This window comes from Pantoea sp. V106_11 (genome assembly GCF_029967885.1).
Lineage (GTDB): Bacteria > Pseudomonadota > Gammaproteobacteria > Enterobacterales > Enterobacteriaceae > Pantoea > Pantoea ananatis.
The window spans coordinates 177,383-192,937 of the sequence record NZ_JASCAK010000021.1 but is presented as its reverse complement, the minus strand read 5'-3'; the positions used below and the strand labels follow the sequence as shown (position 1 = coordinate 192,937).

14 protein-coding genes are annotated in these 15,555 nt (G+C 56.6%); 2 read left to right on the top strand and 12 right to left on the bottom strand.

Going from position 1 to position 15,555, the window contains the following annotated elements:
* Nucleotides 1-394 precede the first annotated feature (394 nt).
* From QLG08_RS05025 to QLG08_RS04985, 9 genes are read right to left on the bottom strand one after another with little or no spacing between them, the layout of a single operon-like run.
* The gene (locus QLG08_RS05025) at nucleotides 395-856 is read right to left on the bottom strand and encodes an NUDIX domain-containing protein (protein ID WP_238493358.1); all 462 of its coding nucleotides are present in this window, start codon (nucleotides 854-856) and stop codon (nucleotides 395-397) included.
* 35 nt (nucleotides 857-891) lie between these two features.
* Nucleotides 892-2,088: a hypothetical protein gene (locus QLG08_RS05020; RefSeq protein ID WP_013025806.1), complete on the bottom strand. Its 1,197-nt coding sequence runs from the start codon at nucleotides 2,086-2,088 to the stop codon at nucleotides 892-894.
* Between the two features lie 4 nt (nucleotides 2,089-2,092).
* Nucleotides 2,093-3,112: a GTP-binding protein gene (locus QLG08_RS05015; protein ID WP_042676746.1), complete on the bottom strand. Its 1,020-nt coding sequence runs from the start codon at nucleotides 3,110-3,112 to the stop codon at nucleotides 2,093-2,095.
* Nucleotides 3,113-3,135: 23 nt separating this feature from the next.
* A complete protein-coding gene (locus QLG08_RS05010; protein ID WP_029568784.1) occupies nucleotides 3,136-3,420 on the bottom strand; it encodes a hypothetical protein in 285 nt (94 codons plus the stop codon).
* A gap of 10 nt (nucleotides 3,421-3,430) precedes the next feature.
* Complete coding sequence (locus QLG08_RS05005) at nucleotides 3,431-4,177, bottom strand: SDR family NAD(P)-dependent oxidoreductase (RefSeq protein ID WP_161611169.1); 747 nt, start codon at nucleotides 4,175-4,177, stop codon at nucleotides 3,431-3,433.
* A gap of 9 nt (nucleotides 4,178-4,186) precedes the next feature.
* A complete protein-coding gene (locus tag QLG08_RS05000; RefSeq protein WP_028715157.1) occupies nucleotides 4,187-4,960 on the bottom strand; it encodes an SDR family oxidoreductase in 774 nt (257 codons plus the stop codon).
* A gap of 9 nt (nucleotides 4,961-4,969) precedes the next feature.
* Nucleotides 4,970-6,340, bottom strand: a complete 1,371-nt coding sequence (locus QLG08_RS04995) for an MFS transporter (RefSeq protein ID WP_014593743.1) — start codon at nucleotides 6,338-6,340, stop codon at nucleotides 4,970-4,972.
* A gap of 34 nt (nucleotides 6,341-6,374) precedes the next feature.
* Nucleotides 6,375-7,250 carry a polysaccharide deacetylase gene (locus tag QLG08_RS04990; protein WP_013025811.1) on the bottom strand — a complete coding sequence of 292 codons (876 nt, stop codon included), beginning with the start codon at nucleotides 7,248-7,250 and terminating at the stop codon, nucleotides 6,375-6,377.
* A 19-nt stretch (nucleotides 7,251-7,269) separates the two neighbouring features.
* On the bottom strand, nucleotides 7,270-8,646 hold the full coding sequence (locus tag QLG08_RS04985) for an amidase family protein (protein ID WP_282472822.1): 1,377 nt from the start codon (nucleotides 8,644-8,646) through the stop codon (nucleotides 7,270-7,272).
* A gap of 284 nt (nucleotides 8,647-8,930) precedes the next feature.
* On the opposite strand from QLG08_RS04985, the gene QLG08_RS04980 reads away from it, so the two are divergent.
* Both QLG08_RS04980 and QLG08_RS04975 read left to right on the top strand, forming a co-directional pair.
* Nucleotides 8,931-9,977 carry a GntR family transcriptional regulator gene (locus QLG08_RS04980; protein ID WP_019105199.1) on the top strand — a complete coding sequence of 349 codons (1,047 nt, stop codon included), beginning with the start codon at nucleotides 8,931-8,933 and terminating at the stop codon, nucleotides 9,975-9,977.
* Nucleotides 9,978-10,341: 364 nt separating this feature from the next.
* Complete coding sequence (locus tag QLG08_RS04975) at nucleotides 10,342-12,222, top strand: M48 family metallopeptidase (protein ID WP_210511674.1); 1,881 nt, start codon at nucleotides 10,342-10,344, stop codon at nucleotides 12,220-12,222.
* Nucleotides 12,223-12,302: 80 nt separating this feature from the next.
* On the opposite strand, the gene QLG08_RS04970 is transcribed toward QLG08_RS04975, so the two are convergent.
* The 3 genes from QLG08_RS04970 to QLG08_RS04960 are packed head-to-tail and all read right to left on the bottom strand — an operon-like array spanning nucleotide 12,303 to nucleotide 15,531.
* Nucleotides 12,303-12,692 carry a RidA family protein gene (locus tag QLG08_RS04970; RefSeq protein WP_015700278.1) on the bottom strand — a complete coding sequence of 130 codons (390 nt, stop codon included), beginning with the start codon at nucleotides 12,690-12,692 and terminating at the stop codon, nucleotides 12,303-12,305.
* Between the two features lie 10 nt (nucleotides 12,693-12,702).
* Nucleotides 12,703-14,034 carry an FAD-binding oxidoreductase gene (locus tag QLG08_RS04965; protein ID WP_238493360.1) on the bottom strand — a complete coding sequence of 444 codons (1,332 nt, stop codon included), beginning with the start codon at nucleotides 14,032-14,034 and terminating at the stop codon, nucleotides 12,703-12,705.
* Between the two features lie 24 nt (nucleotides 14,035-14,058).
* Nucleotides 14,059-15,531, bottom strand: coding sequence for an aldehyde dehydrogenase family protein (locus QLG08_RS04960; protein ID WP_238493361.1), 1,473 nt, complete (start codon nucleotides 15,529-15,531; stop codon nucleotides 14,059-14,061).
* Nucleotides 15,532-15,555: the final 24 nt, after the last annotated feature.

The following is a 15,555-nucleotide window of genomic DNA, read 5'->3' as shown; positions in this document are numbered from 1 at the left end:
AAAGAGAATTAGCATCGAACATATCGTGCAGTGATGCAAAATAATGCGCACACCATGAGCTCTGATTTAACATAACTGGGTATGGAATATAGAAGAGCGCCCATTCTCTGATGCATCCCCCCCTTTCAGCATGTTCTTAAACTTAGAGCGAATAAGGGATGTTTTCCTGATGATGTCTCTGTGGGTTAGCGCTATGATCAATAAAAAGTAATTTCAGCATCCTATATGCGTAGCCTGTGAAATTAATAAATATATCATTAGATGATGTATTTAAATTTTCAAGTATCGTCGATATGTCTTCTTTATGGGCTGGATAATTGCATGATCGTATCGCTATAAACGGGTTAACCGACCTTCTTCTGGCTTAGTCAGTTTTTTCCAGCATTTATTTTTTCTACTTCCCAGATGAATCTGAATCCATGCTGGTCAACATTTCTACGAGATCGCCTGGATATACCGTTTCGGTTGTGGCATTAAGTGCATTAATCGACCACCAGTGATAGCTGGCAATAACCGACTTTTCGTTTTCACTCCAACCCAGGGTATCAATCTCGTCTCCCGAGACATTAATGATAAAAAAACGCTCATGTGCCTGAACGCGTTCGCCCGAGGGCAGCGTCATGACAAAGCATCGCTCTCTTCGGGACGGGCCAGGATCGTTCCGGCGAATACCGGTTTCTTCATAAAGTTCTCTGAGCGCCGCCTGCTCGAAGGATTCGCCCTCCTCTACGCCGCCGCCCGGCGTTGCCCAGTAAGCATGGCCTGCGAGTGCATCCTGTGTATGCACAAAACGGAACAACAATAGGTTATGCGAAGCATTGAGGATCAGTAGTCGGGCCGAGCGGCGCGTACGCATGCCTTCTTCCTTCTGTTTTAGCTTGGCACAGTCCTTCAACTGGCCCGCAAAAAATCCTGCCAGCGGCGCGTCAGGTAGTTATGTTCATCCATTACGGCGTTCCAGACGGCAATATGGCTCATGCGCGCGTCGTAGCTACCACCGTCGCGCACTTCACCCTGGGGAATCAGCGGTGCACCCCAGGCATCCAGTAGCACCTCTCTCGCAGGCTGGCCGCCGTACCAGAAATCCCACTCTGCAGCTGACAGATGCGCCCGGCTGCGTTCCGCGTTGGAGATATAGTAACCCTGCCGCGCCATCACTGCGCCAGGCCAGCCGGACTGCCACCAGTTTAAATAGTCGTAGGCCGCGTCTTTGATTCTGCCGGTCGCGCAGCGCGAAAGCGACATGCCGCCGTACCAGGCGCGGTAGCCTTCACGCGGGCGTGCCATTTTATAGCCACGTTGATGAAAGTGATGTCGGAAATAAATGGGCGCCCACAGGCTCTGCACTTCCACCTGCTGATTGGCAATGAGGTCGCAGGCTTCATCCTGAGAGGCCCAGAATGCCGCAAAATGCCCGTTACGATTGAGGCGCGCCAGTTGCTGCGTCAGCAGGTCGATCTCTTCGAGCGTAAGATTGCCCGTGTTGGCAAAGCGCGCCAGACCTGCGCCCTGCATGGCAAGCGCCGCATCGATGCCGCCCATTGCCGCATCTTCTTGTAAGGCAACCTGGCCCGTTAGTGAAGGATGCAACAGCCATCCCCAGCTTTCCTCCTGCTGCTGTAACGCGGCCGGGAGCCTGTCGGCGTGATAGGCAAAGCTGTCAACGTTGTGCGTCAGCGGCAACATGCTGATGTGATCGCTGGCATGGCTGCCCAGATGCCTGTCGCGCTGCACATAAAGCCGTTCAGAGGGCACGCTGCCGTCAGCGAGCGGCAGATCTGGACGCAGCCTGCCGGTTTTAGCCAGCGGGGTGATCTCGTCCCAGTATTTAAGTCGTTTAATCTCCAGCGGCTGAATGGCCTGCGCGGGCCAGACAAAATCAATATTGTGAAACCACTGATCGTAAAGGTCATAGCTCTCAGGCTGCATGACGGCAATGCGCTGCGCATCTTCCACACTGTGCAGCAAATATTCAATGCGAATGCCCAGATCTTTCTCGGCGCTGACGCGTAGCATTTCGAGCAACGTGACGGAGGTCCCGAGCACGCGTAAAGTGAGTTGATCGTTGACCTTCGCTGCAGAATTCATCGTTTTACCTGTCCTTTAACGCCTGCTGGAAGCGGTTAAATCCCTGTTTCAGCCGCTCTGCGTCGAGTCCGCGCAGAATAAAAACCAGTTTGGAAGTGTCTAAATCCCCCGGCCAGTCGTTCATATGTACGGGCGGATGCAAGGTATGCTGAACGCCGTGAATCACCACCGGCGCACTGGTGCCGCTAAAACGCAGAATGCCCTTCATTCTCAAGACCGATTGCCCATGGCTATGTAACAGCATTGACAGCCAGATAGCAAACGCGGGCCAGTTCAGTTCGTCTTCCAGAGTGATCACGCAGGTCTGGGTTAAAGGGTGATGATGCGTTTTTTGTCTGGGAGTCAGATTGTAGCGGGCATCGCCCACGGCACCAAGCCAGCGAAACCGCTGTGCGTGCGTTCCTTTGGCGAGGCGAAGCGCGAATAACTGCCCGGGTTCGGCCAGCGCATGTTGCGTATCGCTCAGCTCCGCTAGGGGGTTTAAACCGCCAAGCCATGTCTGGAGGGCGAGCAAACCGTCGTGATCGATCCGATCGCATTTGCTGAGCAGCAGTTTGTCAGCCGCGCTCACCTGGGCTAACCATTCGGGCTGATGGGCCGACTGTAAACGGGCGTGCTCTGCATCGACCAGCGTCACCAGCGTGCCCTGACTGAAATGGTGTTTAAGCTGCGGATCGTGCAGCAAGGTTGACAGAATGGGCGCAGGATCGGCCAGCCCGGTGGTTTCGAGTATCACCTGACTAAACGGTGGTAGCTCGCCGCGCGTACGGCGTTCGTAGAGGTCCAAAAGCGCCGTTTTCAGTTCACCGCGAATCTGACAGCATACGCAGCCGCTGGGTAACAGCACCGTATCCGGTGCCACTTCATTTAACAGATGGTGATCAATCCCGACTTCGCCAAACTCATTCACCAGCAGCGCAACATCGTTAAGATTCTGGTGCGTCAGCCAGCCCTTCAGCAACGTGGTTTTACCACTGCCGAGAAAGCCGCTCAGGATATGCAGCGGCAGTTTTTCATTTCGCATCGCGGACTCTCCGTTACTCGCCATCAAAGCGCCGCCAGCCAGGTCTCATCCAGCGGATCGAGAGTGCGTCGGGTCATCTTCTCGGCTTCTTTCCACAGCAGGTCCAGCGAGCTCACCATGACCTGCTGCCCCGTCGGACTGGACAGCACCCAACTGGTGTGAAACTCGGTTAAGCTCAGTCGCCAGGGCTTAAGCGCCCGGTTAAGCAGCATCAGCTGCTGCAGGCGGAGCTGACGCTGGGGCAGATTGTTTTCCAGCGCATCGCTCCACTGCGGCCCATTATCCAGTAATCCGCACATTCCACACATCGCGTGCTCCTTAGGGCATGACATCGCCAGAATTCGGCCCCAGCGTCTGACCGACAAACAAGTTGCCGCCCGGCTCACTGGCCAACAGCAGCGCAACCGGTGCCACCTCGTCTGCCCGGCCGAAACGCCCCAGCGGTAGCTCAGCGGCCTTGGCGGTTTTCCACGCCTGATTGATGCCATCGATCAGCGGGGTTTCAATTGGCCCCGGCGCGATCGCGTTCACCAGCACGTTATCGGCAGAGACTTCCAGCGCCAGAGACTTGGTAAAACCAATCACCCCCGCTTTGGCGGCGGCATAATGGCTCAGTTCGGCGCCGCCCTTTATTCCCAGTTGCGAGGCGATATTGATCACCCTTCCCCAGCGCTGCGCCAGCATGGAAGGCAGCGCACGTTGGGTGGCGAGAAAGACGCTGCGTAAATCCACCGCCATCATCTGCTCCCACATGGCCAGCGTGATATCCGTGCAGCGGGCCTGCGTGAGCAGGCCGGCATTGTTAACCAGAATATCAATCCCATCGAACCGTTCCAGGCATGCATCCACGCCCGCCGTGGCCCCGTCGACCTCCCCGACATCCGCTACCACACCAAAACAGGGCACACCTAAGGCGCGACAGCGTGTCACCATGGCCTCCAGATGCTCACTGTTCCGATCGGTCAGTATCAGGTGCGCGCCCTCGCGGGCGAACAGCGTAGCGATGGCGGCCCCGATTCCGCTGGCCGCCCCGCTGACAACGCAGCGTTTGCTTGCTAACTGCATACTCTCTCCTTAATCAGGCCAGCGGACGGTCAGCCCGCCGTCGACAATCAGGCTTTGCCCGGTGAGATAACTGCTTTCTTCGCTGGTGAGAAACGCGATTGTTTTTGCCACCTCGTCCGCCCGACCGACTCGCCCAAGGGGAATCGCGTGTGCCGCTTTCGCCAGCCCTTCCGGGCCAAGAGAGTTGTGTTTATCCAGCGACTGCGGCGTTTCGATCAGGCCGGGAATAATGGCGTTACAGCGGACGCCGCGCGGTGCCAGCTCCACCGCCAGCGACCGGCAAATGCCCGGTACGGCGGCTTTCGCCGCCGCGTAATGAGCATGGTCCTGCCAGCCATAAACCCCGCCTGCAATCGATGACACGGCAACCAGGCTGGCCCCAGAATGCAGATGCGCGGCGGCAGCGCGGAACAGCCGCATCACGCCCGTCAGATCGACATTCAGCATCTCATCCCAGCGCGAATCGCTCATCTCATCAATGCCTGCGCGGCGCAGAATGCCGGCGTTAGCCACCACGTAGTCAAGCCGACCAAAGTGCTGAACGCCCTGGGCGATAAATGCATCGACGGAAGCGGTGGAGCCAACGTTGAGCGGCAGCCAGAGTGCCTCTCCGCCCGCGGCTTCAACCTGTGCTGACGCCAGCGCCGGATCGTGCGGATCCTGCGGGTAATAACCCGCAATCACCCGCACGCCACGCTGCGCATACAGCGTGGCCAGCGCCAGACCAATGCCGCTGGCGGCACCGCTGATAGCGGCGACCGGCGTTCCGTTTTCATTCTGCATATGCTGTCCTTAAGCCTGAGGCTGGGTCGAGGTGGCGTTGACCTGGGTATCCAGTTGCGCCGCCGGTCGTGCAAACAGAATAATGATGCCGGAGACAAAACAGGGTACGGCGCCGAACCAGAGAGCGGCTTCCTGCCAGTGGCCACCCTGACTCAGCACCGAGGTGGTACCAATACCGGCTACGATGGCACCGACCGGTCCCATCGCCATGATGAGGGCACCCGCCGTCGCGCGGATTGCGGTAGGAAAGCTTTCACTGATAAAAAACAGGGCAGCGGCATAGGGTCCGATCAGGAAGAACAGACCCACGCTGTACAGCGCAACGATGATGGCAAAGTTGTCCGGACAGAACAGCATGGCGGCAAAGGCAATACCGCCCAGCATCCAGCCTCCGGCAATGGTGTTGCGGCGGCCAATCCGATCGCCGAGCCAGCCGTGCGCCAGGTAACCGCAGTAACCCACCAGATTCGACAGAATCAGGATCAGCAGCGAGTTATTGAACGACACATCGTGGGTTTTGGTGATGACCGTCGTGCCCAGCACGCTAAAGATCTGGATTGCGAACCAGTTCAGCAGAATGGCAATGCCGAGCACTAAGGTCGAACGCAGGGCGGTGCCACGAAACGCTGAAGCAAAACCCGATTTAGGCTGATCTTCATACGGCACCCGATAGTCGGCAGCCACCTGACGGGCATCCTTGTCTTTGCCCTGCTCGCGCAGCGTTTTGATTTTTTTCTGCACTTCAAACTGTGGCGTTTCTTTGAGTCTGAGCGCCAGCAGCGCAATGACCAGCGAGGGGAACGCGGCGAAAATAAAGCTCCCCTGCCAGCCAATGATCGGCAGCAGAATCGCGGTCAGGGCTGATGCGACCAGCGCACCCACCGGCCATCCGCCCTGCACCAGGCTGTAAACGAAGCCCTTGCGCTTGTTGAGTTTAGGATCGTCTAGTGCGGTATAAAGCTCAGATAAATAGGTGGCGTTTACCGTCTGCTCTGCATAGCCCAGGCCAGCGACGGAGCGAATAGCGGTTAACGCGCCCTTGCCCCACAGGCCGCCGATTGCGGTCAGCAGCGAGCACAGCGCCGCGCCGCCCACCGTAATCACGATGCCCATGCGACGCCCCAGCCGGTCGACCAGTGGCCCAATGGCCAGGGCGATGACCGCCCCGCCGAAAGCGACCCAGGTGGCAATCTCCGACTGCTCAACTTCACTCCAGCCAAAATGGCCGCCGATTTCCGGCAGTAACGTGCCGAAAAGAATGAAGTCGTAAACGGCAAAAATCCAGGCGAAGAAGGCAATCCATGTGGCGAATTTCACATCCCTGATGGTTAACTGCTGTGGCTGCCAGCCGTTAACGGATTTTTTTTTGTAGATGCTCATGTCGTGATCGCTCTGCAAGATAAAGGAAAGAAACTTAACGCGGTTTGCGCGCTAAGAAGTCATCTGCGATTTCGTCGAAGGTGACAAATCGCACACCCTGGTGGCTCTGGATGTACTTGATCAGACGTTCCAGCATCAGCAGCACCTGCGGACGACCTGAAACGTCGGGATGAATGGTCATGGTAAACACCGCGTAGTCATTTTCGCGGTAAACCCAGTCGAACTGGTCGCGCCAGATCTCTTCCAGATGACGGGGGTTCACAAAGCCGTGGCTGTTTGGCGATTTTTTGATAAACATCATTGGCGGCAGATCATCGAGATACCAGTTAGCGGGGATCTCGACCAAATCGGTCTCTTCACCACGCGTCAGCGGCTTCATCCAGCTGTCGGGATGCTGGCTGTAATCAATTTTGGTCCAGCTGTCGCCGACGCGAACGTAATAAGGATGAAAGTCGTTGTGCATCAGACTGTGATCGTATTTGATGCCCTTTTTCAGCAGCAGCTCGTTGGTCACGTTGCTGAATTCCCACCAGGGCGCCACATAGCCTGTCGGACGTTTTCCGGACAGCTGGGTGACCAGCTCAATGCTGCGGTCCAGTACGGCTTCTTCCTGCGCGGGTGTCATGGCGATGGGGTTTTCATGGCTGTAACCGTGAACGCCAATTTCATGCCCTGCGTCCACCACCGCTTTCATCTGCTCAGGAAAGGTTTCAATGGAGTGACCGGGGATAAACCAGGTTGTACGCAACTGGTGTTCCGCAAACATTTTCAGCAGGCGCGGTGCACCCACCTCCCCGGCAAACAGTCCGCGTGAGATATCATCCGGCGAGTCTTCCCCGCCGTAAGAACCCAGCCAGCCCGCAACCGCATCCACATCAACACCAAATGCACACAAAATTTCTTTAGCCATGAGTCTTTCCTCTAAGGAGTTAAGCGCAGACGGAATGGTCTGCCGTAAACGTGCCTGCGACCGTGCTGGCAGCGTGAAGAAGCCGGCGATCCTCGCCAGCAGGAAGGGAAAAAAGCAGGCTGGTATACAGCCCGTTTGCGTCTTTGCCGGTCGGCAAAGCGATTCCCGGCATATCCAGCAGACTACCCGGCATGGTTAACCGCAGCGTGGCAAGATTGGTCTGGGCAAACAGGTCGTCGTCTTGCATCAAGGGGGCCAGTTCCGGTGCGGTGTGGGCAACGGTAGGCGTAATCAGCACTGCCCCGTCCAGTTCTGCCGCCAGTGCCTGTTGCCACGACTTGCGTTGCGCCAGAAACGTTTCAAGCACCGCAGGATCCTGATGGCTGGCGGCAAGCAGGCGTTCCCGCACGCGCGCATCCATCAATGCCGCGTCAGGCGAGGCTAACAGTTCGCGATGCAGCAGCCAGGCCTCACGTCCACCCGGCCAGCCTTTATCGGCAATCCAGGCCAGTGCCTGGTTAAAGGCCTGAAGTGGCGCGTGATCAATTCTGAACCCGGCGGCCGTCAACTGGGCTATTCGGCGACAAGCGTTCTCACGCACGGCGGGCTGGCACGCGGCCAGTAAGGCCTCGTCGACACGAAAGTGCGGCGCAGGAAAGCGCATTTTTTGCGCGCCGCACAGAATGTCATCCAGGGCAATAGCATCACGTACGCTTCGGCATAGCGGCCCCACCGTGTCCAGCGAGTGCGCCAGAGGATAGACGCCCGTTGTCACATAGCGCTGGCGACTGGCGCGATAGCCAATCGTGCCGCTGAATGCGGCAGGAATCCGTATTGAGCCGCCAGTGTCGGTGCCAAAGGCGATACAGGCGAGACCTTCCGCAATTGCCCGTCCCGCGCCGCTGGACGATCCTCCGGGTGCAAAAAGCTGCGACGTAGTGCCCCGGATGGCCGGCGTACCAAAACTGGGATTGAGTCCAAGGCCGGAAAACGCGAATTCACTCAGGTTGGTTTTACCCAGCGTCACCAGTCCTGCTGCCGAACACTGTGCCACCAGCGCGGCATCCTGTGGTGCGACAGGGACATTGCTTCGCGTAGCCGACCCGGCGGAGGTCTGGCTTGACTGAATATCGAACAGATCTTTCCAGGCCACCGGAATACCATCCAGTGGGCTCAGCGGGCGGCACGCTTGCCAGCGCAGCGTTGAGGCTCCGGCCTCTTCGCGGGCACGGGCGGCGGTCATTGAGATGAAAACGGAAGGCGCGTTTTCAGCCGCTTTTAGACAGGCTGTGGTAAAGGCCAGCGGCGACAGGCGCTGTTGTGCATAGAGCGCACTGATTCCCAGCGCATCAATCTGACCAGACATGAATAACTGACGAACATTTTCGGCCTGCACAGCATCACCTTTAAATGTATATTACGTTTCAATGTACATTTGAAGATAGCAATAACGGTGCCATAAAAAGCACTGTTAAGTTGCATAATTGTGATCATGTCGATCCTTATAATTAAATTTGATGTGTTATCAAGGGGTTATTTGCCGCATTTTCGATAATTTCGTCACGTCACAGATGAAATTGCACGCAGACATTAAATGTATTAATTTAAAAGTGATCCATTATTGGGCAAGGTGCACTACATCAGTGCTGTTGATAGCCTGCACCGGGAGTGCTGTCAGATATGCTAATGTGGCTGGCAGGACGGAGAGCAGAAGATGAAACAATGCAAAACAAGGTGACGGGAACGGACATGGACGATGCAGGCTCTGCGCGTTACGAAAGTATTCGCCAGGTTTTACTGAAGGTTTTTCAGCAGAATAGCGTGCCTGCGGGGCTGGTGCTGCTGGAAGGTCCGCTGGCGCAGCTGTTTGGCACCAGTCGTGTTCCCGTCCGGCGGGCGTTAAGCATGCTGCATGATGAAGGCTGGATTGCCCGTTTTGAAGGTCGGGGATTTATCGTTGCGCGCGATAATGAGGACGTTGAGCCGGTTCGCATTGCGCTGACGCGCGAGCTGTTCGGCCTTGAACAGCGCGACGAGCTGGTTGATACGCGCAGCACGGGTGAAAAAGTGCTGGAAAACCTGCAGGGGATCCTGTCTACCGCGATGGTATTTGGCTGCTACCAGGTGGATGAAACGGGCGCGGCGAAGCACTATAACACCAGCCGCGCGGTGATACGTGAGAGCCTGATGCGCCTGCGCGACAAGGGGCTGGTAGAAAAAGAGCCCTATTCTCAGTGGCTGACAGGCCCGTTAACCGCGCGCGAACTGGCTGACCATTTTGAAATCAGGGCGCATCTGGAGCCGGCCGCATTACGAAAAGCCGGGGAACGGTTAAGTGTTGCCTGGCTTAACGCGCGGCTGGATAACGTGCAAACCTGCCGGGGCAAACAGCTTAATGCCGCGGAACTCGAAATGCTGGAAGAAGATCTGCACATTCGCAGCCTGGAGCCTGCGGGCAATAAGCTGATGATGCAAATTTTACGGCAAAATCAATCGCCGTTTATCGTCACCCGAATCTTTTACGAGCGGCTCAGCATCCCTGTCGACAGCGCAATGCTGGATGAACACAGCCTGGTCTATGAATTTTTGCTGAAAAGGAACTGGGAACTGGCGGCCGCCTGTATGCGCGATCACCTTGAGCGGGCGCAGGTCAGAACATTACAGCGCCTGAAAGTCTTATCCGTGTTACCGGTGCCTGAATTGCCGGTCTTTATGGAGCGCCAGTAAGCCCTTCCAGCGAAAAAATCCAAAACAAAACGCGCCGCATTAATCAGGTTCAATCATAAATTATCAGACGAAAATCGCGTGACTGATGAACATGCGGCCATCCTACCGCAGGATCGTTTTTCTACGAGCCCCGCCGCGAGCCTCTCGCATTGACAGATCGGCTGTCTGCCGCTGAACGCCACGAGTGTTAAGAAGACGTAAAGTAATTGCTGGCATATAATCCATCTTGCTCTTCTAAGATACGCACAAATAAGACACGCACAAAGCTGAAGCATGCTGAGACGGATCTCACGCCATTTTCCTGATGTCGGAAACGCCCTGTCAGTATCGCCAGATAATAAACAGCTTGTCCCCCCCACCGACAATGAGCGAGCGAATTATTGTGAATAAATTAACGGCATTGAAAAAAGGATATGCAAAAGTTTTCTTATGGCTTTTGCTCACGCTGTTTTTAACCCCTGCGATTACATTGGTTTTTGCTCACTACGGCAGTCACGAACTCGATCAGGAATATACCCAGATTTTTATCGATAATGCGCGTGCGCAGAATCAAAGTCTGGATAAATTAATGCAGTTTCTGCAAGCCAATCCGCCTTCCAGCGTCTGCGGACCGGTCGCCGACAATTTGATTGACTATAAAAATGCCGTTTGTGGACCGGGTTCCGAACTGTCGCAATTTTATCTCATCGGCAAAGTCGCTCTATGGACGATGGTTTTCAGCGGCGTCATTCTGCTGATGATCCTTCTGTTCAGTGCGCTGGCATTTAAAAGCCGACGGGGGCAGTTACTCAGCCTCCGCCTGGCGCGTCCCTTTTTAATGCTGGCGTGCTCGCTGCAGGTGCTGGTACAGGGCGCCATGTTGGTGTGGCTTTCTTTCTGGGGCACCGCCTTTTTCACGCAAAAATACTATCCAAAGCTGGTGATCCTGGTCGCGCTGCTGGTGTTGGCTGCGATGTATTACATGATCAAAGGCATCTTTAAAAAGCTGCCGCCGGAGGAGAGCATTGAAGGCGACGTGGTCAGCCGCGAAGCGGCCCCGGCACTCTGGGCGCGTGTTGACGCGCTGGCGGCCAGCGTGGGCACTATCCCGCCGGATCACATCATCGCCGGTATCGATACTAACTTCTTCGTGACAGAAGCACCGCTGAGCGTGAACGACCAGCCACTGCAAGGCCGAAAACTGTATGTCAGTATTCCCCTGCTGCGTCAGCTGAGTACCGCGCAGGCTGATAGCGTGATGGTGCATGAACTGACACACCTGCACGAAGGCGATACGGCATCGGGTGCCTTGCTGGGTCCAAAGCTCCATCGGTTCGATATGTATACGCAGTTAATGAGCGAGAATCTGTCCACGCTTATTGTCTTTTATCCGCTCTATCTTTATCGCCTGTTCTTCGAACTCGCGTGGCAGCGTAACAGCCGTGAACGCGAATTTATCGCCGACCGGAACGCCGCCGCGCGCGTCTCCTCTGCGGCGATTATTGAATCGTTAATCAAAATCTCAGCCTATGCCAGCTATCGTTACGAAGTTGAGCGTAAGCTTTTTGCAAATAAAACGCTGTATGAAAATGCACCCGGGATCAGTCAGGCCATCGCCGTTGGCCTGCCGCTACACGTGAGTTCCGCGGACTTTGTCAGCACGATGCGTGAACAGAATATCCCTCATCCCTTTGATTCTCATCCCCCCCTGTCTGAAAGAATGCGCAACGTTAACTATGCCGTGGAAGAGGCGGATTACGCCGTCATCGCCGCGACATCACCGGCGGACAGCTGGGTCGATGTAATCCCGGTCGCCGATCAGATTGAGCAGCGGCTCTGGCAAAAATATGAGCGAGACTTCACCTCGCAACATGAAGAGAGCCTGGCCTGGCGTTACCAACCAACGGGTGAAGAAGAGACCGCGCTGGTCTTAAAGTATTTTCCGGATGTGCCTTTTACACTTAAAGATGGTTCGCAGATGATCATTACCTGGCAAGGCATCGTGCAGCCGCATTCAGCCGGTTTGCTTGAGTGGGATAACGTCAAAAATATTAACGTGCTGCGTCAGTTCGGCAGAGACAGTGTGTATGTGCAGCATGTTCAGCCCAATGCACAGGGCAAAAAGCGCAGCAAAATCCGCCTGCCCGGTCTGAAAAAAGAGATTGAACACGTTAAATACACGCTCAACTATTACTGGCATCGCCACCAGACGGTGCGGGCGCTGAAAGAACAGGTGCAGCCGGAAACCCCTCAAGGCACGGCCTGACCTCTGCCGTCGCGGGCGCGCCTGCGACGGTTTTTATTTTTTACGCACCACGGCTGCCGGACAGGCTCACGTCCGGCGTTTTAGCGGCCCGTTGCCGCCGTTGCTTCAACCTCCAGCAGCACGCCGTAGTGGAGTTCCGGCACCGGCACGATAGCTCTGGCGGGTTTCCACTCGCCGAGCCATTGTGCATATAGCCTGTTAAATTCTGCCCACAGCCCGACATCCACCAGATAAACCCTCACCATCACCAGATGATGCTTATTGAGGCCTTCCTGCTGCAGGCAGGCCTCCAGATTGGCCAACACCTGCGACGTCTGCTCAGCAAAGGAGGCCGTGCTGCGCATTTCTCCGGCTGGCGTGACCGGCAACAGGCCGGAGATAAACATCAATCCCGAGGTCAGCGCATAGTGCGAATAGTGGCCCGGATGCGGTGTGTCCTGTATATCGCGCGCGTGTATTAATGGTTGCATCTTCACCTCTTTACATCATGCCCGGCTTTTTCAGCGTTGTGCCGTCGCGGAAACGGGAATAGCGGAACGCGGTGGGATCGACAATCGGCGCATCCCCGGTGACCAGGTCCGCCGTGAGACGTCCCGCACCGGGGCCAATACCAAATCCATGGCCGCTGTAGCCGCAAGACAGGATCAGCCCCGGAAGCTGCGGTACGGCAGAAATGACCGGAATGTCGTCCGGCATGCAGTCAATCACGCCGCCCCAGGCCTGAGTCACCCGCAGCCCGGCCAGCGCCGGAAACTCCCTGCCTATCGCCGCCAGCCCCTTTTCAACGATGCCGTCTGAAACCTGAGGATCCAGCACCCGAAGTTTCTCGAAGGGTGAAAGGCTATCCATAGGCCAGCTTGCCCGGGATTCTGGGCCTTGCAAAAAAGATGAGAGCCGGATTTTGGTTTCCAGATTTAACCGGCGGGCTTTGTATAAGGGGAAAAACTCTCGGGCATAGCGTAAGCCCTGGAACCCCGGCTCCAGCCGTCCGGTTCCAGACAGCGCAATGGTATAACCGCCGTCCTGGCGTGGACGACAGGCAAAGGCATCCGTATAGAAAGGCAGAGTGAGTGGCTGCTCCGCAGGATGGGTACGAAACGCACTGCCAATGACGTTACCGGCGGGCAGATCGATGCTGTGGCGGCGGCAAAACAGCGATGTCCAGGCGCCCGTGGCGCATACGACCCGGGCGGTTTTGATCAGGCCGCGTTCGGTTATCACCCCACTGACCTGTCCTGCCGAGATATCCAGCCCGCGAACCGCACAGCGCTGAAACAGAAACGCGCCCTTTTTCACCGCGGCTTCCATCAGCCCCGGCGCGGCTAAAGCCGGGTCGGCATAACCGTCGTCAGGGGAATGTACGCCGCCATGCCAGTTTGTGGTACTGCCCGGCGTCATCGTTTTGGCCTCGGCGGCACTCAGCATTCGACTGCGAATGCCGTACTGCTTTGCCATCTTGCCCCAGTTATCCCAGTTGCGAATATCCTTCTCCGTTCGCGTGGCATAGACCAGCCCGCTGGCGCGAAACCCTACGTCCATCCCGATGTCGTCGCTCAGCGCATGCCAGCGTTGCAGGGCGTGCAGAATAAGCGGAATTTCCCGCTCGTCGCGGTTAAGCTGACGGCACCAGCCCCAGTTACGGCTGGACTGCTCTGCGCCGACAAGGCCCTTTTCGATCACGGCAACCCGATAGCCTTTTTTGGTCAGCTCCCAACAGGTCGCTGCACCTGCAATCCCGGCACCGATAATCACCACATCCACCGAATCGGGGAAATGCGTACTGTCCTGAACAAGCCTGAGCGGTGCGGGCATCGTCTGTGATCTCCAGTAAAGGTGTTAAAAATCGATTAAGACACTCTTGTATCGCTGACATGACTCAAAGGCCTGGCGCCCAAGATCTTTGCCAAAACCGGACCCCTGAAAGCCGCCGGTTGGAATGATAAAGTCCCAGGTTCGACGATAGCGGTTGATCCAGACCGTACCGCTGTCCAGGGCTTTCATCAGCCGCATCGCACGTGGCATGTTGAGCGTATGCACGCCTGCACATAAGCCAAAAACGCGATGCTGTGCGAGCGCCAGGGCTTCTTCTTCATCGCTAAACGTCTGGATGGTCAGCACCGGTCCGAAGATCTCCTCCTGAATCGCGACGTTATCCTGATTCACATTGGCTAACAGCGTCGGTTGCCAGAACCAGCCCTGCGCGGTGTTTTCGTAACGCTGGCCGCCGGCCAGAATGCTGGCCCCCTGCGCCACGGACTGCGCGATAATCGTCGCGACTTTTTCCCCCTGACGTTGATCGATCAGCGGACAGTAACGCGTGGCGGCCTGCCAGGTCATACCGGGCAGCGGTGTTTTGCACAGGGCGATAAGCTTTTCGATGACCCGTTCCGCGATACCTTTCTGAATGATCAGACGCGTCCCTGAAACACAGGCCTGACCGGCGTTGACGGTGAAGCCCAGAAACAGGCGCTCGGCGATTTCATCCGCATCGCCTGCATCGTCAAAAACCAGCTGCGGGCTTTTTCCGCCCAGTTCCAGCGTCACGGGCTTGGTACCGTGCAACGCGGCCTGGCTCATGATCGCCGCCCCGGTCGCGGTTGAACCGGTAAAGGATACCTTTCTGACCAGAGGATGGGTCACCAGTGCATTGCCGGTGACCTGTCCGCCGCCCTGAACGACGTTGAGCACACCGGGCGGAATACCGGCCTGCACGGCCAGCTCAGCCAGCCGCGCGGTGGAAAATGGCGTCAGCTCAGAGGGCTTGAGTATCACCGCGTTGCCCGCAGCCAGCGCCGGGCCGCACTTCCACGACGCCATCGACAGCGGGAAATTCCACGGCGTGATCGCGCCGATCACGCCATAAGGTTCCGGCACCAGCATTCCCAGGCTACTGTTCTGGGTTGGAAACACATCTCCGCTGTACTTGTCTGCGCATTCTGCATAAAAACGCAGAGCAGCAGCGGTGAAAGGCACTTCAATATTGATCGTGTCCGTTATCGGACGCGTGGAGCCCACCGCCTCAAGCTGCGCCAGATAATCTTTGTCGGCATCGATCAAATCCGCCCAGCGGGAAATGGCCGCGCCACGTTCGCGTGGCGAGCAGCTTGACCAGCCGCTGCGAATGCGCGCGTCTTCCGCGAGGCTTACCGCCTCGCCGACCGTCTCTGCGCCCGCTTCGTTGATGTCGGCATAATGCTGGCCATCCGAGGGACGTTTAATTCCCATTGTTTTGCCGGATGCCGAAACAAACTGGCCGTTGATAAAATGCCCGGTCGAAAGACGGACCTTATCGGGATAAAAATCTGACATGATGTTCTCTCACAATGAATGGAA